This window comes from candidate division WOR-3 bacterium, assembly GCA_039803925.1.
GTDB lineage: Bacteria > Hydrothermota > Hydrothermia > Hydrothermales > JAJRUZ01 > JBCNVI01.
This window is the reverse complement of record JBDRZL010000002.1, coordinates 1-22,978: the sequence shown is the minus strand read 5'-3', so window position 1 is coordinate 22,978 and position 22,978 is coordinate 1. Positions and strand designations below refer to the sequence as shown.

Sequence of the window (22,978 nt, the reverse complement as noted above, 5' to 3'; positions counted from 1 at the left end):
TAGTTAATTCAAATTACTTAAAGCCCCAATTCTTCAAAAGATAAGTTTAATAAATTTTCAATTATCTTTTTTCTTACTTCTTTCACATTTTCAAATTCATAAACAATTTTACCTTCTTTAATATACTGGATGAAAAGAGGTTCCATCTTCCTTTTACATTTGGGACAAATTAACTCATCTTTATTAAAGTGATCCACAATTATTTCTTTATCATCTCTACAAATAAAAGGTTTTTTCTTTCCACCAAATTTTCCTTTTTTTGCACAGGGTTTATTTTCTACTTCAACAATATCCATTGCATAATCAATAACTTTTGCATTTGATAGAGATGTTCCAACTCCAAATCCATCAGCTCCTGCTTCAGAAAGTTTTTTAACTTCAAATTCATCAAGACCACCAGAAATGAAGATTTTAATATTTTCTTTTTCCCTTATTTTGAGTTCCCATTTAATTTCCTTTATTATTTTTATCAAATTCCCCCTTCTTGAAGCTGGGGTATCAAGCCTCACGCCCGAGAGATCCTTTATAGTCTCTGCTGCTTTTATGGCTTGGACCTTTTCATCTCCATAAGTATCAATTAAGGCAATTCTTGGTATATCTTTTGATATTTCTTCATCAAAGGCTTTCCAGGCTTCTTCTTCTCCCATTAATATTATGAGGGAGTGGGGCATAGTTCCTCTTGGATTTTCTCCAATTGCTTCTGCACCTGCAATAGAAGATACCCCATCACAACCTCCCATAAACGCATAAAAATCAATAAAAGGAGCAAGAGCAGGATGCATTCTTCTTATTCCAAAGGAAAGTAAAATTTTATCACCTGCTGCTTTTCTTATTCTTATTGCTTTTGTCATTATACCCGAAGCATGACATATAAATCCAAGGAGAGGAGTTTCATATTCACAGAATTCTGTGTATTCACCTTCAATAGCCATTACAGGAATTAAAACTCCGTTTATATCAGAGGAGGGTATAATTTCTCCTTCTTTTATTCCCCAGAGGTTTATATTTTTACCTTCAAGTAATTTGACAACTTCTCTTATTCCTGCAAAGGCAAATAGAGGATAAGGAGGGGATGAAACAGTAAATTCAGCAAAAACTTTCTTTTTTATATTTCTTTTTTGAAGTATATTTTTTGTTCTTAAAAAATAAATATCAGTCGTTTTACCTTCTTTTATATAATTCTCGTTTGCAATTAAAAAGGGAAATTTTTCCATATATAATTTTAAGATAATTTGTCTTTTTTATGAGCATTTTGAAAATCCACAATGAGGGCATGTAAGACAATCCTCAGCAAAAACCATAACTCCACCACATTCTGGACATATTTCACCTGAGGAAGTATGATTTTCCTGTATAATTCTTTTATGTTTTTTCTCCTCTGGGAAAATACCGAGTTGTTCTCCTTTTAAATGTTTTTCAAGGACCTTACCAATTCCATCAGGACAGGATAAAATAATTTCCCCATCATCCCATGTTGGCATTGATCTTATGCCTTTTAACTGGTCAACAATTTCCATTGGGTCAATTCCTGATCTTAAAGCAAGTGATATTAGCCTTCCAATTGCTTCTGTTAAAGCGTTTGCAGAACTTCCACTTTTCCCCAGTTGAATAAAGACTTCATGTGGTCCAAGTTCATCTTCATTTATTGTAATATAAACAGTTCCAAGTTCGGATTTAATTTTATATGTTTTTCCTGAGACAACTTTTGGTCTTGGTCTTGGTTTTAATTTTTTAATTCTTTTTTCTTCCTCTTTTTTAGCTGTATCATAAACCTGTCCTGGTCTTGAACCATGTCTATAAACTGTTATTCCCTTACATCCAAGTTCATAGGCTAAAAGGTATGCTTTTTCTACATCATGGGGCTCAGCTTCTTCTGGAAGGTTTATGGTTTTAGAAACTGCGTCTTCAACATATTTTTGAAATGCTGCCTGAATTCTCACATGTTGTTCAGGTGTTATATCAAATGTAACCTCAAAAATTTTTCTTATATGTTCGGGAATTTCATCAATTTTCCTTATTGTTGGCATTTTAGAAAGTGCTTCCATAAGTTCTTCTGAGTAAAACCCAAGTTCTTCTGCAGCTTGTCTGAAATATTTGTTTATATATAAAAGTCTTTCTCCACCCATAACATTTTTAACATAAACAAGAGAAAAGTTAGGTTCAATCCCAGCTGAAGTATCAGCAATCATTGATATGGTGCCTGTAGGTGCAATTGTTGTTACCACAGAATTTCTTCTTGTTGAGCCTTTAAATATACTTTTATCAATAGTAGGAAAAGGCCCTTTAATTTTTCCAATTTCATTTGAATAATAGTGAGCATTTTCCTGAATAAATTTCATTATTTCCTCTCCAGCTTTTAAAGCATCTTCTGAAGAATAAGGGATACCCAATAGGTAAAGAAGGTCAGCAAATCCCATAACACCGAGTCCTATTTTCCTTGTTAATTTTGTTATCCTTTCAATTTCAGGTAGAGGGTACACATTTGCATCAATAACATTATCAAGAAAATGAACTGAAAGATAGATTATCTCTCTAAATTTCTCCCAATCAATTCTATCCCTTACTTCTTCCCATTTTGCTGTTCTTCTATGTTCAAGATACCATGGTATTCCTTTAAAAAATTTAACCACATTAATAGAACCAAGATTACAGGATTCATAAGGCAATAGAGGTTTTTCGCCACAGGGGTTTGTAGCTTCAATTTCTCCCATTCCTTTTAAAGTGTGAGTTTTGTTAATTCTATCAATAAATATTACACCAGGTTCCCCATTTTTCCATGCCTGATATACAAGTTTTTTCCATAACTCTCTTGGATTCACCTTTTTCATTACTTCACCATTTCTTGGATTTATTAAAGGAAATTCTTGCTCTCCTCTTTTAAGCGCTTCCATAAACCCGTCAGTCACAGCAACGGAAATGTTAAAGTTGGTTATTTTTGTTACATCATCCTTACAGGTTATAAATTCCTCAATATCAGGATGGTCTACTCTTAAAATTCCCATATTGGCTCCTCTTCTTCTTCCACCCTGTTTTACAGCTTCGGTAGCTGCATCAAAAACTTTCATAAAGGAAACGGGACCTGATGCAATTTGACCTGTTGTTCTTACAACATCTCCTTTAGGTCTTAATCTTGAAAAAGAAAAACCTGTTCCTCCTCCTGTTTTATGTATTATTGCAGCATGTTTTAAAGTTTCAAAAATTCCTTCCATTGAGTCATTAACTGGCAAAACAAAACAGGCTGAAAGTTGCCCCATTTTTGTTCCTGCATTCATAAGGGTAGGGGAGTTTGGTAAAAAATATCCTTGAGACATAATATAATAAAATTTTTCTTCGGTTTCAGATACCTTTTCTTTAAAAACAGGGTATTCCTTATCAACCTCAGCTACTGCTTTTGCAACTCTTTCATACATTTCTTTTGGAGTTTCAATTATTTCTCCCTTTTCATTTCTCAAAAGATATCTTTTTTCAAGAACTTTTAGAGCATTTTCTGTAACTATAGGCTCTAAAAGCAACATTCTTTTATTTTCCATGATACTCTCCTTAGATCTTAAGGGGATTTGAACCCCTTTTTAAATATTAAGTTCCTTCTTCCCAGGATTCAAGGTATTTTTTTTGTTCCTCTGTTAATTCATCTATTTCTACCCCCATGCTTTCTAATTTTAATCTTGCTATTTCTCTATCAATTTCAAGAGGCAGAGTATAAACTTTTTTCTCAATTTTTTTGTAGTTTTTTACTATATATTCACAGGCAAGAGCTTGGTTGGAAAAACTCATATCCATAACATCAGGTGGATGACCTTCTGCTGCTGCAAGATTGACAAGGCGCCCTTCACTCAATAAGAAAATTTCCTTTCCATCTTCAAGGGTGTATTTTTCCACATTTTCTCTGATCTTTTCAATTTTTTTGGCAATTTTTTTAAGACCTTCAACATTGATCTCCACATTAAAATGCCCTGAATTTGCTAAAATTACTCCATTTTTCATATTCTTTATATGAGGGATATCAATAACATTTTTATTTCCAGTTACAGTAACAAATATATCACCTATTAAACTTGCTTTCTCTATTTTCATTACATCAAAACCATCCATTTTTGCTTCAAGGGCTTTTATTGGATCAACTTCTGTAACAATAACTTTAGCTCCCATTCCCCTTGCTCTCATTGCAACACCCCTTCCACACCATCCGTATCCGCAAACAACAAAATTTTTGCCAGCAAGCAAAATATTGGTAGCTCTTAAAATTCCATCTATTGTGCTCTGACCTGTTCCGTATCTATTATCAAATAAATATTTAGTTCTTGAATCATTTACTGCTATTATTGGGTATTTAAGCACATTATTTTTTTCCATACTTTTTAGTCTTATGACCCCGGTAGTAGTTTCTTCTGTTCCACCCTTTATATTTTTACCAAATTTTTCAAAATTTTGATGCAAAAAAGAAGTTAAATCTGCACCATCATCAAGAGTTATATCAGGCTCAATTGATAATGCTTTTTCAATATGCTCATAATATTCTTCTTTTGTGGCTCCATATTTTGCAAAAACTTTAATTCCGTATTCTTCTCTTAAGGCATAAGCAACATCATCTTTGGTTGAAAGAGGATTTGAAGCACATAAGGCAACCTCTGCCCCTGCTTCCTTTAAGGTAATAACCAGATTTGCTGTTTCAGAAGTTACATGGAGACAAGCAGAAATTTTAATATCTTTAAGTATTTTATCTTTTTTAAATCTTTCTCTTATTGATAAAAGAACAGGCATATTTTTTTGAGCCCAGAGTATTTTGTTTAGTCCTTCTTTTAGCATATTTCCTCCTTATGGTTTTTTTAAATTAAATCCAATGAGAAATTCAATATTAAAACTTTTCGGGTCAATTGCTTTGTAAATGAGGTCCTTGTTGGGAACAATTGTATCTCCTCCAATTTTTTCAAATGAAAAGTTTCTTAAAATCCTTCCAAGAGAATATTCTGTTTTTATTGATAAATTTATGTTATTTAGGTCCTTTTCAACTTTTAAAAAGGGAGATAAAAGGTAATCTATTGCTCTAACCTCTTTTCCGTATCTTTCTCTTTGCCATACAAGTAATATATCAAAGGAAATGCCTGTTCTTAAGAAATTGTTTAAAAGGTAATTTTCTTCAAGTGAAAGTTTTTGAGCATCAAGATTTTTTGATGTAGAGAAAAATAAACCAGGATTGAAATAAAAAGACGAAAAAGGAGCATGTATTTTAAATCTGAATCCTAAACCTGAAAGTAATAAAAGACCATCTTTTATATTTTCTTCCATTCCAAAGTCCCCCTTTACTGTTTTTAAAGTTGAAAGGTATAAGGATAAAGATAAATTATATAAAAAAGATACTCCCTTTATTTTCCTTAACTTTTCACCTTTTATAGGAGTTCTTTCTTTAATCAAAATCTTCCCTAAAGATATATCTTCATAAACCTTTTCTATTTTTATATATCCGGCTGGAGATAAAAGGTCTCCATAAACAAATGTATCATCTTTTTTTATTCCTTTTAAAAATCCATTTTTTAATATCACTTTATTACCCTTAACTTCCTCCACCTCAGGAGGTTTGTAAAAAATTGATCCCAAGTAAATTATAACATTTTCACAGAAATCTTTAAGTGCTTCATTTATTCCATTATTTGAATATCCAGAGATGTTTCTTGATAATTTAATCTCTTGTCTTTTTATATAAATAATTCCTTCAACCCAAAACTCATTGTCACTTTTTGATTCTTTTTCAAAAAATATTTCAAAACTATCAGTGTAATTCTCAAGATATGTTCCCTTAATATTTTCTATAATTATATTTCTTCCTTTTTCATAAATAGAATCAGGAAAATAAGTGCTTTTAAAAATATAAAAAAATAAAATATATAACATTTTTACCTCCTTTTTAATAGGAATAATTTTCTGAAAACTTAAACTCTTTTTGCAAATTTAAAAAAAATAAAAGGTTAAATGTAGAAAAAGGATTAAAAAATAAATAGAAAATTGCTCTAATCCAGGGAGTTTTTGAATAAATTCTTTTATGCATTAATTTACCTATTTCATCCCATTCCTTTGAGTTTTTTGAAAATAATTTATTTTGTTTATTCCACAGTGAATCCCTGAATAGTGGTAATTCTTTTAATTTTTTATAATAAATCTCATTAATTCCCTCTTTTTCAAAATAATCTATTAATGTTTCAGCAGCTATTCTTCCTGTAGTGAGAGCTCCGTGAATACCACCTGCAGTATATGGATGGACTGCTCCTATTGCATCTCCGACCCTCAATATACCTTTATAATCCTTAGGAAATAAAGGTTTTGAAAAAGGAATTTTGCCTGCTATTTTTTTTACTTTTTCTCTGTTTTTAAATCCAAATTTTTCAATAAGTTTTTGAATCCCTTTTAAATTATTATTTTTTCCATAAAAACCAGTCCCTATTCCTGTTTCTTCATTATGAAAAAAAACCCAACCATAGAATGGTTTGAAATCATCTCCAAAATAAAAATAAAGATACTCATCATCAAAACTATTCTTTTTAAACCTGTATTCTATAGCAACTATTTTCTTAATTGGAGGATAACTAATTCCCTTAATATCCTCATAATAACCAGTTGCCAAAATTATATACCTTGAATAATATTCACTTTTATTAGAAATTACTTTAAAATAATTTTGTATTTTATTGATAGACAATACTTTTTCATCTATTTTAACTTCAGTTCCTTTTTCTTTGGATAATTGAGCAAGGTAGAGGTCGAATTTATTTCTTTTTATAAGGTAGCCTTCAATGGGGAAAATCAGGTAATACCCACTTGGGGTAAAGGTTTTGGAACCTTTTATTTTTCTATCTATAAAGAAATCTTCTTTTTTTATTTTATTTTCATCAAAGGCAAATTTAGAAATTCCTTCTCCGCATTGAATCGGTTCTCCTATTATTTTTTTCTTTTCAATTAAAAGGGTTTTTATTCCCTTCTCAGAGAGTTTGAGGGAGGAAAAGGAACCTGAAGGTCCTCCTCCTATTACAATTACATCGTAGATTTTGTTTAACATCATATAGGTTAATTATAATCTATTTATGAAAAGATTTTTAATTTATTTTCTTTTTCTTTCTTCTTGTTATAAATTATCTTATTTTAATAATGTTTTATTAAAAGAAGGTTCTTTCAAATCAAATTTTAAAAAAGTTGATGATGAAGAAATAATAAAAGAAGCAAAACACAAAATTGAGCAAAATTCCTATATATTTAAAAAAATCCTAAATCTTCTTTCTCTTGAAGATTCACTTTATCATAAGTTTAATTATTTATTCTCTGGAATTAGTGAGGATAAAAATAAAATTATAATTATTTATTTTTTAAGATTAAAAGACCCTTTTTATTCAGGTGTGAGAATCGAATTCATCTACAACTTAAAAAATAAAAATTTTGAAACTATTTATTACCGTAAAGTTCCTTATGATTAATCTGCTATAAATTTCCCCCTATTATTAAATAGTTTTGTTTCTATTTTAAAGAAGTAAGCTCCTTTTACAGAAGGTTTGAATCTGTATTCCTCACCTTTTTTCAGATATACAAAATCTTCTTTAATTTTTCTTCCATTTACATCAAAGATTTTTATTTTATATTCGCCTGAAATTTTTGCCTTCATTGAGAAAAACTTTATTGTCTTTACTTCAGGATATACACTTTCCCTTAAAATATCAGAGCCTTTTTCATAAACACTTATTTGAGGACAGTCAGCAAAATATGGTCCCTTTTTAAAAACAACAGAAACATCATCAATGTATATTCCGTCATAATTAATATAATTATCACTCCACAATCTGAACCTTATATAAATTTGATTTCCTTTATAAGGTGTTAAGTCAAGAACTATTTTTTTCCAATTTGTTTGTGAACCTGTAAAAGAAATTAGTGAATTCCATGTAGAACCATTTGTTGAAACTTCAGTATATGCATAATCCCAACCTGATTCAATAGAATATCTTGTCCAGAATATAAGTTTAATTGAATCAGTATTAACATTTAGATTAATTGGTGAAGCAGTCCTTATCCAGGTATTTATGTTATCTCCATAGTTTCCTGGACTATCCGTAAGTGAGTAATAACCTGAATGGGGGTTATTTGTTGTTCTTTGCCATGTTTGAGGAGTTCCTCCTTGAATCCAGTTAGAGAGTCCTGTTTCATAACCATCATAAAAAAGGATTATAGGTGTTCGGGGGTTACTTATGTAAAAATTGTAAACTCTTGAAAATCCTGGATTTCCTTGTATGGTTAAATTCAGGGGTATAGCAGAAGAGTCAGGAAAAGAATCATGAACCACTAATTTAAATGGAATAGAGTTTGATACAGAATTTCCGGGAAATGCTGGTATATCTGGAAAGTTTATTAATGAGTCAATTACTTTTGCACATGTTCCTGTTGATTTTAAAAGCCCAGTTACATTTGTTAGATTTCCATTTATTCCCCAATTTCTTAACCAGAAAGTTAAATTGATTGTATCTTTTCTATTAATAATTCTCTCCCCATTCTGGTCAACAAATTTAAGAGAATCTATTGTAATAAAGTGTCCAGCAGCTTTAAGAACAAACATATTCATTGGCAAATTTTCATCTATCTGTTCCTTTATTATATTTGTATCAGGTTGCCAGAAAGCTTCACCTACCTCAGGAGTAAAGGCTAAAATTTTTGGTTTTTCATTTTGTTCTCCATACATCCAGTCGTCAGAATCTCCATTTGCTGTATAAAGAAGTTCCCAAGGTGTTCCATATTCATAACCACTTCTTTTTGTCATTTCAATACTCATTGCTCTGAATAGTGCATCATCTGGTGTATAATAGTTATCATAACCCCATGGGAAAAGTAAGTAATTTGACCAGGAGTGATAATTTAATGCTATAACAGGCTTTATTGAATTACATAATCCTCTCATTGCCTGGGTTTCCGGTTCTGAAAAAGGAGATGGTCCCCTATAAGTTTCATCAGATGGATAAGGTGAAGAACCGTTATTATCGTATCCCCACATATAACCATAATTTCTGTTTAAATCAACTCCGTATATACCTCCGCCATTATTTCTTCTATTTTTTCTCCAAGACCCATTGGATGTTTCATTATAAACATAACCATCAGGATTAACTACAGGAACAATCCATAGCTCTCTATTATCAATAAGCCATGTTATATCAGGGTCAACTCCATAGTTATTAAGAAGATACTTTGCAAATTCAAGGACAATTGAGCATCCTATGGGTTCTCTTGCATGGTGAACTCCTGTTAATAAAACAGCAGGTTCATTTTCATTCTCTGTTGGATTATCAGAAATTTTCATTGCGTAAATTATTCTATTTTCCCATGTTGTTCCAATATTTAAAGGAGAAGTTGTAAGATTTGGAAAATTATTGTGTATTGTATTAAGAGCATTAACAGCTTCTGAATAAGTATAGTATGGACCAAAATCTATTTTATTCTGCATTTTATTTTTAAAATCTTCTTCAAGGTCAGGAATCATTGTTATATAATCAATTCCATTTTTTTCAAGAAAATCTATAATTTTTTTATCGCAAACTCCTTCAAGTAGTCCTTTGTTTCTATCATATCTTTTTATTTCTTGCAATCCATTTTGAAGAAAAAAAGGAACAAGATTTTCCCCTGGAACAAAAATTTGTAAGACTGTTAGGTTTGAAGAAAAGATTAAAAGAGAAATTATAAAATTATACATATAAAAGGTTAATAATTTTTAAATGGGGTTCGGACCCTTTTTACTTAAAAGTTCAAAAACTTTAGGTTTTTATCTTACAAGTATAGCTTTTAAAGTTCTTCTGTAATTTCCGTTTGTAAATTTAATAAAGTATATTCCAGTTCCAAGTTTTTTCCCGTTTTTAGATTTTGCATCCCAGGTATAATTTATAGTTCTTTGAGTGTTTCCTCCTTTGAAAATTTCCTTTTTTATTAGTCTCCCTGTAGAGTTATAAATTTCTAATTCAGCATTTTTATAGGGTTCAAGAATGAAGCTAAAGTTTATTTTTTCCCTGAAAATAAGGGGCGAGAATTTGAAATAGGGAGTAATGGATATTTCCTTTTCTTTTACTTCTGTTGCTGGAGCACCAATTTCTAAAGATAAAAGGGCAGGTTCATTTGGAGCTTTTGTAAATATTGATTTCCTGTAAAGTAAAACTTTTACTCTTAATGAATTATAAACATTTGTATTAAGGGCTTCAAGAGATAAAGCTCCTATTTTAGCATTTGTAAAAAATCCTGAAGAATTACCCGGTAAATCAGCATCTGGAATCACTTGCCATGTTGTTCCGTTAAAGTATTCTATCTGTATTCCTATAGAATCCTGTGGACTGGATTTTTCCCAAATTGCATAACCCCAGTTATTCTTTGGATAAGTATTCTGAAAATCATTAAAATTGATAGGAAAAGTTAAAACATATCCTTCATTATTCTGATAAGTATAATTGTAATAAACTACCACATTATCAATAGCACATGCCCATCCCCAGTGACTTGAAGAGCTTTCATCATGATATCTCCATCTTAGCTGAATTGAGTCTTTTGGTAAATAAGTTGAAAAGTCAAAAGTTTCTTCTCCACTCACACTTGAGGTGTATGTTTTAAAAATATACCATGGACTCCAGGTTCCACCTGAGAAAAATCTTGCATAGAATTCAAATGTTTCACCAGTTTGCCAGACGCGGAATCCATAACCATATTTAACAAAAAGATTAGAAGCATTGGAAGGAATAGGAATTTTAGGTGAAATAATATCTTCATTATAGTTTATAACACCGTTACCCGCCTCATCATCAGAGTAATAGGCATATTGAGTTCCATAGTTGGGTGGGGTATATGAGGAAAGATCTGTTGTGGTTCCTGCAGTCCACATAAATCCATCTGAATTACCATCTAAAACTGTCCAGGTGGATGGAATACCCATCTCAAAATTTTCAAAAAGTAAGGTGTCCTCTATATAACCAAAGGGTTTTAATTGTATACTATCTCCCACAATTTCTGTTCCGAAAAATGTATTGTATTTAAATTGTGCCCCTTTTGTTTGGAACCAAGAACTGAAATTAGAGGGAAGTGTAGTATCAATGGTAAATGACCTTTTTTGAGTTAAACCTGACCAGTATCCTGAAGAAGTTGTATCCCTTGCTTTTACCTTGAACCAGTAAGTTTCACCTTGATTTAAGGATACAGGGAGGACAAATTGCACTAACTGACCACTTGGCATTGGTGGAGTTAAAGCACTATCCTTTTGAACAAAACTTGTATCTCCTGACCAGTAGATTTTGTATATAATATTATCACCTTGAGGGTCAGTTGAAGTGAATTTGAAAACCGGATTCAAATCAGGTAATTTTGCAAAGTTGTAAGGACTAATAACAGTTGGTTTTTCCGGAGCACCCGGTAAAGGTGTTGCATTTATAGCTAAAAGACAATCAATTCTTCCTGCACCATAATCGTTATCCTTACCAGGATTTCCAAGGTCAATAACCCCGTATAATTCTATAATAGAATCAATTATTCTTGGAGTTAATTCTGGATTTTTTGAGAGCATAAGAGCAACAAGACCAGCAACATGTGGGGTTGCCATTGAAGTTCCATCCCAGCAGGTTTCATAGCCATTATCACTTGTATTACTCAGCGAGGTTATACATACTCCTGGTGCAGATACATCAGGATCAATGAGCCCCATCTCAGGTTGGTAATTCCAGTCATTATAGGGAGGGACATTTTCCCATGTTACAGGTCCTGGACTTGAAAAATAACCGTAAACATCATTTATATCAGTTGCTCCAACAGTTATAACACCTGCTGTGCTTCCAAGAATAACTTGGTCTGGATGAATCCATGGGGGTGGAACATCACCTGGTGTTCTTATAGCATCTGGGGGTGTATCAACGCCTCTTTCATTACCACCTGCTATAGTCATAGCAACTCCCATTGCATTTATGTTTACACAAACATTTCTCCATGTTGCTCTGTCAGGGTTCCAAGCATGTCTCCAACCAAGGGACATTGTTATAATATCAGCCCCATTATCTGCTGCATACTGCATTCCTTCCCAAACTCCTGATTCAGTTCCACCACCAAAATCTGTCAAAACTTTTACACACATAATTAAAGCTTCAGGAGCAACTCCGGTTGTATCACCTGCAATTCCTTCACCTGCTACAGTTCCTGCTACATGGGTTCCATGCCCATGTCCATCTGAAGGGTTATTGTCTCCATATGCTGTGTCCCATCCTAAATAATCATCTATATAACCATTTCCATCATCATCCAATCCATTATTTGGAATTTCATCTGTGTTTATCCATATATGATCTGCAAGGTCTAAATGAGTATACCTTACACCTGTATCAAGAACAGCAACTATTACTCCCTGACCTTTATAACCCTGAGCCCAAACCTCTGGTGCATTTATTTTTAAAATATTCCATTCAATTGTTTTTAATGGGTAAGAAGTTTCATCAGGAACTGCAAATTTCTGATACTTTTCCTCTTTTTCACCAATTAAAAGATATCTTTCTTCATCATAATCAATAGAACTTATCCCACTGAGTTTTGATATTTCGTATATAGCCTCTTTTTTACCTTCAAAATTTATAACATTTGCAATCCAAAGGGATTTTATGTTTCTTACCAGTCCTCTTTTTTCAAGTTCCTTTAATTTTTCAAGTATCGGTGCTTGAGTTTCCCTTGCAAATTCTTTTAAAGCATTCTTTACATAATTTCTGATAGCCTTTTTTGACATCTTCATATTTTTTACAATTTCCATCCCGTTAAGTTGTTTTTCAAGAACAAGATTAACTTTTATATACTCGTGAGGAGAGGAAGAATTAAGTTTTCTCTCAAGGTCCTGTGTGATTCTTGCTCCTTGTAAAATGGCCACAAGGAGTATAAGGGAGATAATTTTTTTCATAAAAGCCCCCTTATAGGATTTGTAAAAAATGGATTAGAACCAAAACTTAATTATAATTAAATAATTGAATAAAAGTCAAGATTTATTTAAAATTTTTAAATGAAAAATTTGAATATTTTATTACTTGGAAAAAGGGATTATAAAGAAGTCTGGGATTTTCAAAAGGAACTTGTGGAGAAAAGAAAAAAAAACTTTATACCCGATACCCTTATAATCTGCGAACATTTTCCGGTTTATACAACCGGTTCAAAAGGTAATTTAAAAAATCTACTCGTAGATGAAAATTTTTTAAAAGTAAAAGGAATTCCTCTTTACCATATAGAAAGGGGAGGTGATATAACTTACCATGGTCCAGGTCAGCTTGTTTCATATCCAATTATTAAATTAGATGATGTGTTAAGAAGCATTAGAAAATTTGTTTATAACCTTGAAGAAGTTATGATAAGGGTTCTGATGGATTTTGGTATAAAAGGTGAAAGAAAAGCTAAAAATATAGGTGTTTTTGTTAAAGATAAAAAAATTGGTTCAATAGGAGTAGCAGTTAAAGGTGCTGTTACTTTTCATGGTCTTGCTTTTAATATCAATATGGATCTTTCACCTTTCAAGTGGATCAAACCCTGTGGTCTTGATGTTGAAATTACAGATATATCAAAGGAAAAGAAAAAAGATATAAAAGTAGAAGATGTAATTCCAGGTTTTATTGAAAAATTTAAAGAGGTTTTTGGGTATAACTGAAGAAAGAGTTATTGCTTTTAAAATTCTTGAAAAAGTTCTTGAAGAGGATTCTTTTCTTTCACCACAAATAATATACCATTCTTTGAATCTTGAGCCTAAAAAAAGAAAATTTCTTCAAAAGTTATGTTTTGAAACAGTAAAGAATTTAATTTACATTGACCATATAATTAAGAATTTTTATCATGGGAAATTTAAAAAACTTGAGCCGAGTGTCAGAACTATTTTAAGGGTATCTCTTACAGAACTTATTATTTTAAAAAAGAAGCCCTATGCAGTTTGTGATTCGTGGACAGAGATAACTAAAAAAGAGAATTTTGCTGCTTCAAAACTTGTTAATGGAATTTTAAGAAATGTATTGAGAAAAGGACCTCCTGATTTTAAAGAGCCCTGGATAAATTTTTCAATTCCAAAGTGGTTATATAAAAAATTGAAAAGGGATTTTGGAGAAAATTTCGCTTTTAATTTCTGTAAATGGTTTCATTCTGAACCTCCCTATTATTTCAGGGTTTATTTTAATGATAAGGAAAAAGAAGTAAGAAAGATAATAGAGGAAAAGTATAAGGAAAAAGGATTTTTTCTATCAAAACTCAGTTTTCCTCCTTATGCCTATAAAAGTTTTTATCATCCTTGGGAAGTAGATTTATATGAAAACTTATATTATGTTCAGGATTTTTCTTCGCAGAGTGTTATGCATTATAAGGATTTTGAAAAGGGAATTTATGTATGGGATATGACCTCTGCTCCTGGCGGAAAAAGCTTATATTTAAGTTTTATTTTAAAAAATGATGTTAAAATTTTAGCAAGTGAATTAAGAAAGGGAAGAGCAAAAATTCTGAAAGAAAATTTTTTAAAATACAGGATAAATGGTTATGTTATAAATACTGATGCTACCCTTTTTTTTCCAAAAAAAGAATTTGACCTTGTAATAATTGACGCTCCCTGTTCAGGACTCGGAACAATCAGAAAAAAGCCAGAAATACTTTTTAGAATGAATTTGAAGAAAATTAATGAACTAAAAAAATTGCAGGAAAAGTTAATTGATAATGCTTATGATGTTTTAAAAAAAGGCGGCTATCTTTTTTATATAACCTGTACTATATTGAAAGAAGAAAATGAAGAGCAGATAGAAAAAGCACTTGAAAAATATAATTTTGAAATAATTGAACCCCGGGTCCCAATTTTTTTAACTAAAGATAAATATTTCTTCTGTAATGGAATAGAAATGGATTCAGATTTTATGTTTGCTTCTATGCTAAAGAAACTATAATTTATATATGAAATTAAAAGAAGGAAAACTTCCCCTAAATTTACTTGAAAAATATTTAAAAATTTTACCTTTAAGTTCAGATAAGATTAAAATAAAACCAGGTCCAGGTGCTGATTCTTCAGTAATTGATATAGGTGATTATTATCTTGTGATCACTCAGGATCCAATAACTTTTACTGAAAAAGATATAGGTTATTATGCTGTAATGGTGAATATTAATGATGTTTTATGTATGGGTGCAAAACCTGAATATTTTCTTTTTACTCTACTTCTTCCAAAAGGGATAAGTGATGAAAAAATTTTTAAAATTTTTAAAGAGGTTAAAAAAGTGTGCAAAAAATACAATATCTCAGTAATTGGTGGCCATACTGAAATAACACCTGAATTAAAAAGAATTATAATTTCCGGAACAATGATAGGATTAAGAGAAAAAAGTAAGGGTTTTTTTCCCAAAAAGGTAAATAAAGGAGATTATCTTTTATGTGTTAAAGAAGTGCCAATTGAAGGAATTTCAATAATAACAAAAGAAAAAGAAGAAGAATTAAAAAAAATTACTAATGAAAAATTACTGAAGAAATTTAAAAATTATCATAAAAAACCGGGGATTGGAATTATAGAAGAAGCCTTTTTGCTTTTAGAAAATCAGGATGTTCTTGCTTTACATGACCCAACGGAAGGTGGAATATTGAATGGAATTTATGAGTTTTGCGAATTTTTAGATCTTGGTGTTATTGTCTATGAAAATAGAATTCCTGTAGTAAAGGATGGAGAAAAGATTTTTAAATACTTTGGTATTGACCCTTTAAAAACAATATCATCAGGTGCTCTTCTTGTCGCAGTTAAAAGAGAAGGTATTCAGGGTGTAATAGATTTATTAAAATCAAGAAAAATTGTTTTCAGTATAATTGGCGAATTTAAGGATTCAAAATATGGAAAGTGGATGGTTGATAGAAATAAAAATAAAGTCAAAATTATATCTTGTCAGGATGAAATTTCAAAAATCTTTTAAATATTATCTTTTTATTGATACAGAGATACCCTGTGGGTCTGTTTCAAGAATTAGTGTAAAATATTTGTTAAAATTAGAAATTTCTTCTAAAAAGTTTTTTAGTTCATCCTTATGAGAAATGACATTGTGGGCAATTATAAGACCTTCTTTTTTTACATATGGAAAAAATTTCTTGAGTGATTCAAGATAAAGTTTTTTATCAATATCAAGAAAAAGAACATCAATATCTTTTCCAAATTCATTACCTTTAAGAAGAGAGGCATCTTTTTTAAAAGGTTTAATAGTTTCTTTTAAATCAATTTTTAAAATTTCTGAAGTTTCTTCCAATACTCTTAGACTTTCTTTATAAATTTCATCATTTTTTTCCACAGTGTATATTTCACCTTTTTTACCAGAAATAAATATTCCATAAAACATCCATAATGCAGAATATAATAATCCTGAACCAAGTTCAACTATTTTTAAATTATTTTCTCTATAAATATAAGTTATGAGACATAAAAGATAAGCTGAATTTTCTGGAAGAGCCATTACACCTGAATTTATTGATTTTTCTCTTAGTTTTTTAAGAAAATTTATAAAATCATTTTTAAAATTTAGCTCCATGGTGATGGCATCCAGAGGCAAAACAGTTTGACCTATTACTACCCATTGAACCTCTATGACAAGTATTACAGAAATCGTATCCATTAATTTCTGTATTCCTTATATTGTTATCCAGAATGTCATACCCATTTCCTAATTGTCCATCGTCATCAGGAATTGGTATTGTTCCATCACGCGAAAAAATTGTGTCTCTTACCTGAAAAAGTTCATGTTTGTTAGACATATGTTTTTTCTCATGACAGGCTGCACAGGGAACAATCTGGTTACTTGTCCATCCATAACCCGGTTTAAGAGTGGGGCTCCCATTTTTTGCTCCATGGACATCATTATTTATATAGGCATTTCTTACATTAACTAAAGGAGTTTGGGGTGGTGTTATGGTAGGTGGAAAACTTCCATCATGGCAATCAAGACACCATTCTGTAAGAAAATCTGCTCCTGGTAAAACCTGTCCTGTCCCAGGGACTCTTCCGTCAGTTGGGTCAGGGTCTTTTTTGATTGGCATTGTTCCATTTGCTCTGTGCGGGTCATGACAATCTGTGCATTCTATTTTTGCTCTTGACCTTGATTGGGCTTCATCCTGAATATCATGTCTATCATTGAGATTTAAATTATTATTGTTTCCAACTGCCGCTGTTACCCATCTTATAGGATTATCAAATTTTGACTTTATATTTTTTGTAGAAGGTCCGTTAAAATCATGACATGTAAAACATAAAAATTCCTCTTTATCAACTAAGAGTGTCGCATATTTTTGTGAAGTATTTGGAATTTTCCATCCATGTGGCCAGTGACAGTTAAAACATGAGTTTCTCAAATAACTCGGTAAAGGAGAATTTGTTGTTGCCTCGCTTTTTCTTGCTGGAGGTAATAGATTTCCATTTAAGTCAATATATGCATAATCAGAACCATATTGACCACCTGGCCAGAGAGTGTTAATATTCGTAAAATGGGATCCTATTTGGGCGACATCCGAGGGGTCATGACACAAAGCACAACTATGACAGTTTGTGCAAAGGTTATTCATAGGAGATTTATGCATAGCTTGATTTAAGAGATACCCGTTACCAGTTCCTGTCCTTTTAATTACATATCTGTTTCCAGAGGAAATTCCTGATCCATATAATGGTACTGACCAGTTAATTGTATTAGAAGTATTTGATGTTATCACTCTTACCTGATACCAGTTTCCTGTATCATTAACATTTGGATAAATTTTTATAATCCATCCTATAAATTTGTTTGTAGGCCAGTTCTTTGTGTTATCTGTTAATGATGTAGTTGTTCCAGAAGTGCTTGTTCCATAAACACTTGTATCAGAATAAGCATAATGAATATCATGACATGTCATACAACCAACTTGATTACCATCTACAAGAGGTAAATTTTGTGGGTTATGGTAATAGGGATTTGAGGGTATTGTTACACCTACAGGGTGGGATGTATATGGTGGTATGTTTTGATTTCTTGGAGAATGACAATCCCTGCACATTGTTTCTGATGAGTTTACAAGGAAAGGAACACCTCCATTATGGTTATGCTGTTCATGACAGGTGGAGCAGGTTAATTTATATGCATCAATACCTATATTTACATAATAATTTTTGTATTGAGCATTTGAAGTGCTTGCATCGTAGCCTGCATTATCTCCAGGAACATCAAAAGAGTGGTGAATACCTCCTGATCCTGGAATTGCTTTTTTACTTTCTTCAATTACAAAATTCTTTGCGTCTCCTGTGGGGTTGTGACACAGAGTATAACACATATTGTAATTCCCATTAACTTTTCCAAGGTAAGGATAATTTGAATTATGGATGTCATGACAGGATCTACAGGTGACATCCCAGTCTTTTATTGGAGAATTGTTATTATGAGGATAATCTAAGGCAAATATTATTGCTGGAAAAATAAAAATATAAATTTTTTTCTTTTTCATTTCAGGTTAACCCCCTTTTGAATTATAAACTTACCTTCTTTTTCTTTGATTATAACAAAATAAATTCCTTTCTTTAAAGATAGGGGAATTTCTTTTTTAAGTAAGCCATTTATAGTTTTAATATTATCAATTTTCATAACTTTTCTTCCATCTAAAGAGAATACATGAATAGTGTAATTGCCATCTGGAATCTTTAGATTTAAATGAAGATTGTTGTTTAAAATTTTTATATTATCAAAGGGTTCTCCAATTTTCTCTGATATTCCGGTTGTGTAAATGTTTTGAAAGGTAAAGATATCTATTCTTGAATTCCTTTGATTTAAAATATAGAGTTTATTATCTATAAATTTAATTTTAGTGGGTGTTTTGAATTCATAGATTGAATCACCATAGGCTCCAAAAGAGTCTATTTTTGTAAAAGGATTTAAAGAGTAAATATAAACTTTACCCATAAGAGAATTAGTAACAAATAGGAGGTCTTTTCTATCTATTTCTGCTACTTCTATTCCGCCTCCTAAGTTTTTGGGTATTTCAACTAAAGTAGCAAGATAATTACCTTCTTTGTCAAAAACCATTATTCTTAAATTAGTTGCTGGTCCTTTTCTGTCAAGGATATAAAATTTATCTTTATAAAACCTGAAATCTATCGGCTTATATGAATTAACAGGAAAAGCTGTATAATCTTTATCTCCATTTATTCTAATTATCCCTGAGGGTTCCCTGCTTAATAGGAAAAGTGAGTTACCTGAAATAAATCCTGAAACATAATCTCCTTGAGGCAATTTTATATTATGAGAAAATATTTTATTTCTGTAAACATGAATTATATCATCCAAGTTATTTACAATGTATAAAAATTCATTTTTATTAAGTATCACAGTAGGTTGTTTTATGTTTATTTCAATTTCAGTTACATTAAGGACTTTATTTTCAAGTGGAAAGGAAACCCATGTTTCTATACCATTAATTGCAAAATCAGATGCTATTCCTTTATAACCTATACTTGCATTATAAAATATATTAAATATGAATAAGATAATCATTTTTAACCCTCCTTATAAAATTTTAACATGAAAAAAATAAAATGTCAAGATTAAAAGAAATAATTATTATTTCAATAGCAAGAGGTTTTTCTGCTGCTGCTTTCTCTATTTCAATACCTTTTTTAAATATTTATCTTTATTCAGTGAGAGGAGTTCCTATGAAAATTATAGGTCTTTTTGTTGGAACAGCTTCTCTATTAGGTGCTTTCTCAAGAATTTTCGCAGGTTTTTTAGGAGATAGGTTAGGTTGCAAAAATATAATGATTTTGGGTCTTTTATCAAGGTTTTTTGCATTTTTATTTTTTACTATTTTTATAGTATTTAAAGTCCCTCCTTTATTATTTTCAATAGGTTTTATTCTCAATTCTCTTGGTTTTTCCTTTTTTCAAATTGGTTCTGATTCTTATGTTGGTGTTTATTTACCTCCAAAAGATAGACCGAGAGCTTTTGGAGTTATAAGAATTGGGACAAATTTGGGTTTTGCTCTTGGTCCTGCTATAGGAGGCTTTTTATCTTCTTTATCATATTTGCTTTTATTTTCTTTATCTTCCTTATTTTCTCTTTTAGTTATACCTTTAATTCAATTTGGCGTTATTTGTCCAAAGATACCTGTTTTGAACAAAACTTCATTTTTAAAAGAAATAAAAGATATTTTTGAAGACAAATTTTTTTTAATTTATTTATTTTCTTCTTATTTAATTTTTACCTTAGCAGGTCAGATGATTTCAACTTTATCTGTTTTTGCAAAGGAAAGAGGATTATCAAATATTTATATAGGATACTTATACACAATAAATGGGCTTTCAGTTGTTTTTTTACAGATTTTATTTACAAAATTTTCTGAGAAGTTAGGTATAAAAAGAGCTTTACTTACAGGAATTTTTCTTTATATTCTCGGATATTTTCTATTTTCTTTTGCAAAAAATTTTATTGATTTTGCCTTCTTTGTTTTTATTTTCACTTCGGGTGAAATGTTAACTCTTCCACTTATAACAACAGTAGTAACAATTTATTCTAAGGAGGAAAAGAAAAGTTTATATATAGGGTTTCTTGGACTTTTTGAGGGTCTTGGATGGGCGAGTGCACCTGTATATGGAGGTATTATCCTTGATTTATTTATAAAAACTCCTTTAATTATGTGGGGAATTATTGTTATTCCAGGGATAATTTCCTTTATAATTCTTATGAAATTTTTAAATTATGAAAAACTGGTTAAATAGAAATACATTTTTTCTCGGTTTAACTTCCCTTTTAAATGATATTGCTTCGGAAATAGTTCATCCCTTATTACCTGTTTTTATAGCTGAAACTTTAAAGCAGGGAGCAAAGGGTCTTGGAATTGTTGAGGGTATTGCAGAGTTTACCTCCAGCACTTTCAAGCTTATTTCAGGTTATTTTTCAGATAAACTTAAAGAAAGAAAAAAAGTTACAGTAATAGGTTATTTAATTGCTGCAATATCAAGACCTCTTCTCGGTTTTGCGAATAATATTTTTAATGTTATTCTTCTCAGATTTTTTGATAGAACTGGTAAGGGTATAAGGAGTGCTCCAAGAGATGCTTTAATTGCCTTATCGGTCTCAAAAGAGCATTCAGGAAAGGCTTTTTCCTTCCAGAGGGCAATGGACCATTTGGGAGCATTTATAGGTCCACTATTTGCTTTATTACTTATCACACATTTTTCAATAAGGGATATATTTTATTTTTCTTTAATTCCCGGTTTATTGGCAGTTCTTTCAATTTCCATTTTTGTAAAAGAGGAAAAAAAAGAAAATTTGATTTTGAAAAAGGAAAGTTTTTCCTTTTATTTTAAATTGCCTTTTAAATATTATTTTTTTCTTTTTGTTTTTTTTATTTTTACTATATCTAATTCTTCTGATACATTTATAATTTTAAAGGCTAAAGAGGAAGGTTTAGTTTTGGCAAGTTTACCTTTGTTATGGAGTTTTTTTAATTTAATTAAGTCTTTAAGTTCAATCCCTGCAGGTTTTTTAGCTGATAAATTTGGAAAAAAGAGAATTCTTTTTTCAGGATGGCTCATCTATTCTTTATCTTATTTTGGTTTTGCTTTCGCAAAGGATTTAAAAAACTTTTTATTTTTATTTATGTTTTATGGATTTTATTATGGATTTACAGAAGGGATTGAAAGAGCAATAATATCTGATTTTTTACCTGAAGATAAAAAAGGAACAGGATTTGGGCTTTTTTATTTTCTTCAGGGTGTCGGACTTTTAATTGCATCTTTTATATTTGGAATTTTATGGGAAACTTTTGGACTTAAAATTCCCTTTCTAATTGGTTCCTTTTTATCTCTATTAGCAGGATTTCTTTTAATATTTGTTTAAATATGAGAATTTTGATTACAGGTGCAAGTGGATTTTTAGGAAGTTATATTTCACAAAAGTTCTATGAAAAGGGTTATGAAATTTTTGTTATTACAAGAAAACCCGAGAAAACGAAATTCAAAGCTTTTTTATGGAATGGAAGAGATATAATTGGAAATATAGATACTGAGGGTTTTGATTCTGTAATAAATCTTGCGGGTGAAAACATTTTTTCATTAAGGTGGACTGAATCTAAAAAAGAAAGAATTTTTACAAGCAGGGTAAATTTTACAAAGAAACTATGTGATTTTATAAGCACTTTTAAGGTTAAACCAGAAGTTTTTATTCAAGCATCAGCCATAGGTTATTATAATGGAGGTGATGAAGAAATAAATGAAAATGGGGAAAAGGGTAATAAATTTCTTTCCTATGTAGTAGAAGAGTGGGAAAGAGCTTCAGAGTTAATAGAAGAGATGGGAGTAAGGAGAGTTATTGCAAGACTTGGTATTGTCTTGGGTAATGGTGGTTTTATTAAAAAAATAGAATTACCTTTTAAATTTTTTCTTGGTTCAATTATAGGTAATAAAGAGAGGTGGATTTCCTGGATTCACATTGAAGATGTTTATAAGATTTTTTCTTTTTTTATTGATAAAAGAAATTTGAAAGGAATTTTTAATTTAGTTTCTCCTAACCCTGTTAAAACTTTTGATTTTTATAAGACTTTTTCAAAGGTTTTGAAAAGACCCCTTTTATTTTACATTCCTGATTTTATTTTAAAAATTATAATGGGTGAAATGGCTGATAATTTGATATTGCAGAATCAGAGGGTTATACCCTTTAATCTTTTAAAGGAAGGTTATAAATTTAAATTTCCATTAATTGAAGATGCTATAAAAGATATTTATAATTAGTTTATCAGCAGGTTTTGGTGTTTAAAGGCTTTTCAAGATATTTAGGTGGATTTGACGATATTAAGAAAACAAGATTTTTTGTTTATATTACTTGATTTTTTTATAATTTAAATTTTAAAATTAAAACTTCAAAAGGAGGTAAAATATGGTAAAGGCATTTGTTCTTGTAAATGTTGAAGCAAGTAAACATATGGAAGTTCTTGAAAAGGTTAAAAAGA

At 30.6% G+C, this 22,978-nt stretch carries 17 protein-coding genes; 7 read left to right on the top strand and 10 right to left on the bottom strand.

Annotated elements, in window-relative coordinates; translation table 11 throughout:
* Positions 1 to 17 precede the first annotated feature (17 nt).
* Genes ABIN17_01255 through ABIN17_01235 form a run of 5 tightly spaced genes read right to left on the bottom strand, consistent with a single transcriptional unit; the run spans position 18 to position 7,051 of the window.
* Complete coding sequence (locus tag ABIN17_01255) at positions 18 to 1,214, bottom strand: nicotinate phosphoribosyltransferase (GenBank protein ID MEO0283688.1); 1,197 nt, start codon at positions 1,212 to 1,214, stop codon at positions 18 to 20.
* Positions 1,215 to 1,241: 27 nt separating this feature from the next.
* Positions 1,242 to 3,530, bottom strand: a complete 2,289-nt coding sequence (locus ABIN17_01250) for a vitamin B12-dependent ribonucleotide reductase (protein MEO0283687.1) — start codon at positions 3,528 to 3,530, stop codon at positions 1,242 to 1,244.
* A gap of 46 nt (positions 3,531 to 3,576) precedes the next feature.
* Positions 3,577 to 4,806: an adenosylhomocysteinase gene (gene ahcY / locus ABIN17_01245; GenBank protein MEO0283686.1), complete on the bottom strand. Its 1,230-nt coding sequence runs from the start codon at positions 4,804 to 4,806 to the stop codon at positions 3,577 to 3,579.
* A gap of 9 nt (positions 4,807 to 4,815) precedes the next feature.
* Positions 4,816 to 5,889 (bottom strand): hypothetical protein, encoded by a 1,074-nt coding sequence (locus tag ABIN17_01240; protein ID MEO0283685.1) that lies wholly within the window; start codon positions 5,887 to 5,889, stop codon positions 4,816 to 4,818.
* A gap of 13 nt (positions 5,890 to 5,902) precedes the next feature.
* A complete protein-coding gene (locus ABIN17_01235) occupies positions 5,903 to 7,051 on the bottom strand; it encodes an NAD(P)/FAD-dependent oxidoreductase (protein MEO0283684.1) in 1,149 nt (382 codons plus the stop codon).
* Positions 7,052 to 7,073: 22 nt separating this feature from the next.
* Between ABIN17_01235 and ABIN17_01230 the strand changes: the two genes are divergently transcribed.
* A complete protein-coding gene (locus ABIN17_01230) occupies positions 7,074 to 7,460 on the top strand; it encodes a hypothetical protein (GenBank protein ID MEO0283683.1) in 387 nt (128 codons plus the stop codon).
* On the opposite strand, the gene ABIN17_01225 is transcribed toward ABIN17_01230, so the two are convergent.
* Both ABIN17_01225 and ABIN17_01220 read right to left on the bottom strand, forming a co-directional pair.
* Positions 7,457 to 9,718 carry a M14 family zinc carboxypeptidase gene (locus tag ABIN17_01225; GenBank protein ID MEO0283682.1) on the bottom strand — a complete coding sequence of 754 codons (2,262 nt, stop codon included), beginning with the start codon at positions 9,716 to 9,718 and terminating at the stop codon, positions 7,457 to 7,459. The two genes, ABIN17_01230 and ABIN17_01225, sit on opposite strands and share 4 nt — an antisense overlap.
* A 69-nt stretch (positions 9,719 to 9,787) precedes the next feature.
* Positions 9,788 to 12,931 carry a S8 family serine peptidase gene (locus ABIN17_01220; GenBank protein ID MEO0283681.1) on the bottom strand — a complete coding sequence of 1,048 codons (3,144 nt, stop codon included), beginning with the start codon at positions 12,929 to 12,931 and terminating at the stop codon, positions 9,788 to 9,790.
* 99 nt (positions 12,932 to 13,030) lie between these two features.
* Here ABIN17_01220 and lipB point away from each other — a divergent pair, with 99 nt between their 5' ends.
* Genes lipB through ABIN17_01205 form a run of 3 tightly spaced genes read left to right on the top strand, consistent with a single transcriptional unit; the run spans position 13,031 to position 15,942 of the window.
* On the top strand, positions 13,031 to 13,666 hold the full coding sequence (gene lipB / locus ABIN17_01215) for a lipoyl(octanoyl) transferase LipB (GenBank protein MEO0283680.1): 636 nt from the start codon (positions 13,031 to 13,033) through the stop codon (positions 13,664 to 13,666).
* The gene (locus ABIN17_01210) at positions 13,632 to 14,933 is read left to right on the top strand and encodes a transcription antitermination factor NusB (protein ID MEO0283679.1); all 1,302 of its coding nucleotides are present in this window, start codon (positions 13,632 to 13,634) and stop codon (positions 14,931 to 14,933) included. Before lipB ends, ABIN17_01210 begins: the two co-directional genes overlap by 35 nt.
* 7 nt (positions 14,934 to 14,940) lie before the next feature.
* Positions 14,941 to 15,942 (top strand): AIR synthase related protein, encoded by a 1,002-nt coding sequence (locus ABIN17_01205; protein ID MEO0283678.1) that lies wholly within the window; start codon positions 14,941 to 14,943, stop codon positions 15,940 to 15,942.
* A 3-nt stretch (positions 15,943 to 15,945) separates the two neighbouring features.
* Here the strand turns inward: ABIN17_01205 and ABIN17_01200 are convergent, their stop codons facing one another.
* From ABIN17_01200 to ABIN17_01190, 3 genes are read right to left on the bottom strand one after another with little or no spacing between them, the layout of a single operon-like run.
* Positions 15,946 to 16,632 carry a hypothetical protein gene (locus tag ABIN17_01200; protein ID MEO0283677.1) on the bottom strand — a complete coding sequence of 229 codons (687 nt, stop codon included), beginning with the start codon at positions 16,630 to 16,632 and terminating at the stop codon, positions 15,946 to 15,948.
* Positions 16,532 to 18,484 carry a cytochrome c3 family protein gene (locus ABIN17_01195; GenBank protein ID MEO0283676.1) on the bottom strand — a complete coding sequence of 651 codons (1,953 nt, stop codon included), beginning with the start codon at positions 18,482 to 18,484 and terminating at the stop codon, positions 16,532 to 16,534. The genes ABIN17_01200 and ABIN17_01195 overlap by 101 nt, the downstream gene beginning before the upstream one ends.
* Entirely contained in the window at positions 18,481 to 19,527 is a 1,047-nt protein-coding gene (locus tag ABIN17_01190; protein MEO0283675.1) for a T9SS type A sorting domain-containing protein, read from the bottom strand. The genes ABIN17_01195 and ABIN17_01190 overlap by 4 nt, the downstream gene beginning before the upstream one ends.
* Positions 19,528 to 19,568: 41 nt before the next feature.
* Between ABIN17_01190 and ABIN17_01185 the strand changes: the two genes are divergently transcribed.
* The 3 genes from ABIN17_01185 to ABIN17_01175 are packed head-to-tail and all read left to right on the top strand — an operon-like array spanning position 19,569 to position 22,760.
* Entirely contained in the window at positions 19,569 to 20,747 is a 1,179-nt protein-coding gene (locus ABIN17_01185) for an MFS transporter (GenBank protein ID MEO0283674.1), read from the top strand.
* Positions 20,728 to 21,870, top strand: a complete 1,143-nt coding sequence (locus tag ABIN17_01180) for an MFS transporter (protein MEO0283673.1) — start codon at positions 20,728 to 20,730, stop codon at positions 21,868 to 21,870. Before ABIN17_01185 ends, ABIN17_01180 begins: the two co-directional genes overlap by 20 nt.
* 2 nt (positions 21,871 to 21,872) lie before the next feature.
* On the top strand, positions 21,873 to 22,760 hold the full coding sequence (locus ABIN17_01175) for a TIGR01777 family oxidoreductase (GenBank protein ID MEO0283672.1): 888 nt from the start codon (positions 21,873 to 21,875) through the stop codon (positions 22,758 to 22,760).
* The last annotated feature ends 218 nt before the right edge of the window (positions 22,761 to 22,978 follow it).

Excerpts from the sequence above, each read along its gene's own strand:
- ABIN17_01240 (MEO0283685.1), bottom strand. The coding sequence starts at position 5,889 with ATGTTATATATTTTATTTTTTTATATTTTTAAAAGCACTTATTTTCCT.
- ahcY (MEO0283686.1), bottom strand. The coding sequence starts at position 4,806 with ATGCTAAAAGAAGGACTAAACAAAATACTCTGGGCTCAAAAAAATATG.
- ABIN17_01200 (MEO0283677.1), bottom strand. The coding sequence starts at position 16,632 with ATGGATACGATTTCTGTAATACTTGTCATAGAGGTTCAATGGGTAGTA.
- ABIN17_01230 (MEO0283683.1), top strand. The coding sequence starts at position 7,074 with ATGAAAAGATTTTTAATTTATTTTCTTTTTCTTTCTTCTTGTTATAAA.
- ABIN17_01225 (MEO0283682.1), bottom strand. The coding sequence starts at position 9,718 with ATGTATAATTTTATAATTTCTCTTTTAATCTTTTCTTCAAACCTAACA.
- ABIN17_01235 (MEO0283684.1), bottom strand. The coding sequence starts at position 7,051 with ATGATGTTAAACAAAATCTACGATGTAATTGTAATAGGAGGAGGACCT.
- ABIN17_01185 (MEO0283674.1), top strand. The coding sequence starts at position 19,569 with ATGTCAAGATTAAAAGAAATAATTATTATTTCAATAGCAAGAGGTTTT.
- ABIN17_01255 (MEO0283688.1), bottom strand. The coding sequence starts at position 1,214 with ATGGAAAAATTTCCCTTTTTAATTGCAAACGAGAATTATATAAAAGAA.
- ABIN17_01205 (MEO0283678.1), top strand. The coding sequence starts at position 14,941 with ATGAAATTAAAAGAAGGAAAACTTCCCCTAAATTTACTTGAAAAATAT.
- ABIN17_01175 (MEO0283672.1), top strand. The coding sequence starts at position 21,873 with ATGAGAATTTTGATTACAGGTGCAAGTGGATTTTTAGGAAGTTATATT.
- ABIN17_01195 (MEO0283676.1), bottom strand. The coding sequence starts at position 18,484 with ATGAAAAAGAAAAAAATTTATATTTTTATTTTTCCAGCAATAATATTT.
- lipB (MEO0283680.1), top strand. The coding sequence starts at position 13,031 with ATGAAAAATTTGAATATTTTATTACTTGGAAAAAGGGATTATAAAGAA.
- ABIN17_01190 (MEO0283675.1), bottom strand. The coding sequence starts at position 19,527 with ATGATTATCTTATTCATATTTAATATATTTTATAATGCAAGTATAGGT.
- ABIN17_01220 (MEO0283681.1), bottom strand. The coding sequence starts at position 12,931 with ATGAAAAAAATTATCTCCCTTATACTCCTTGTGGCCATTTTACAAGGA.
- ABIN17_01250 (MEO0283687.1), bottom strand. The coding sequence starts at position 3,530 with ATGGAAAATAAAAGAATGTTGCTTTTAGAGCCTATAGTTACAGAAAAT.
- ABIN17_01180 (MEO0283673.1), top strand. The coding sequence starts at position 20,728 with ATGAAAAACTGGTTAAATAGAAATACATTTTTTCTCGGTTTAACTTCC.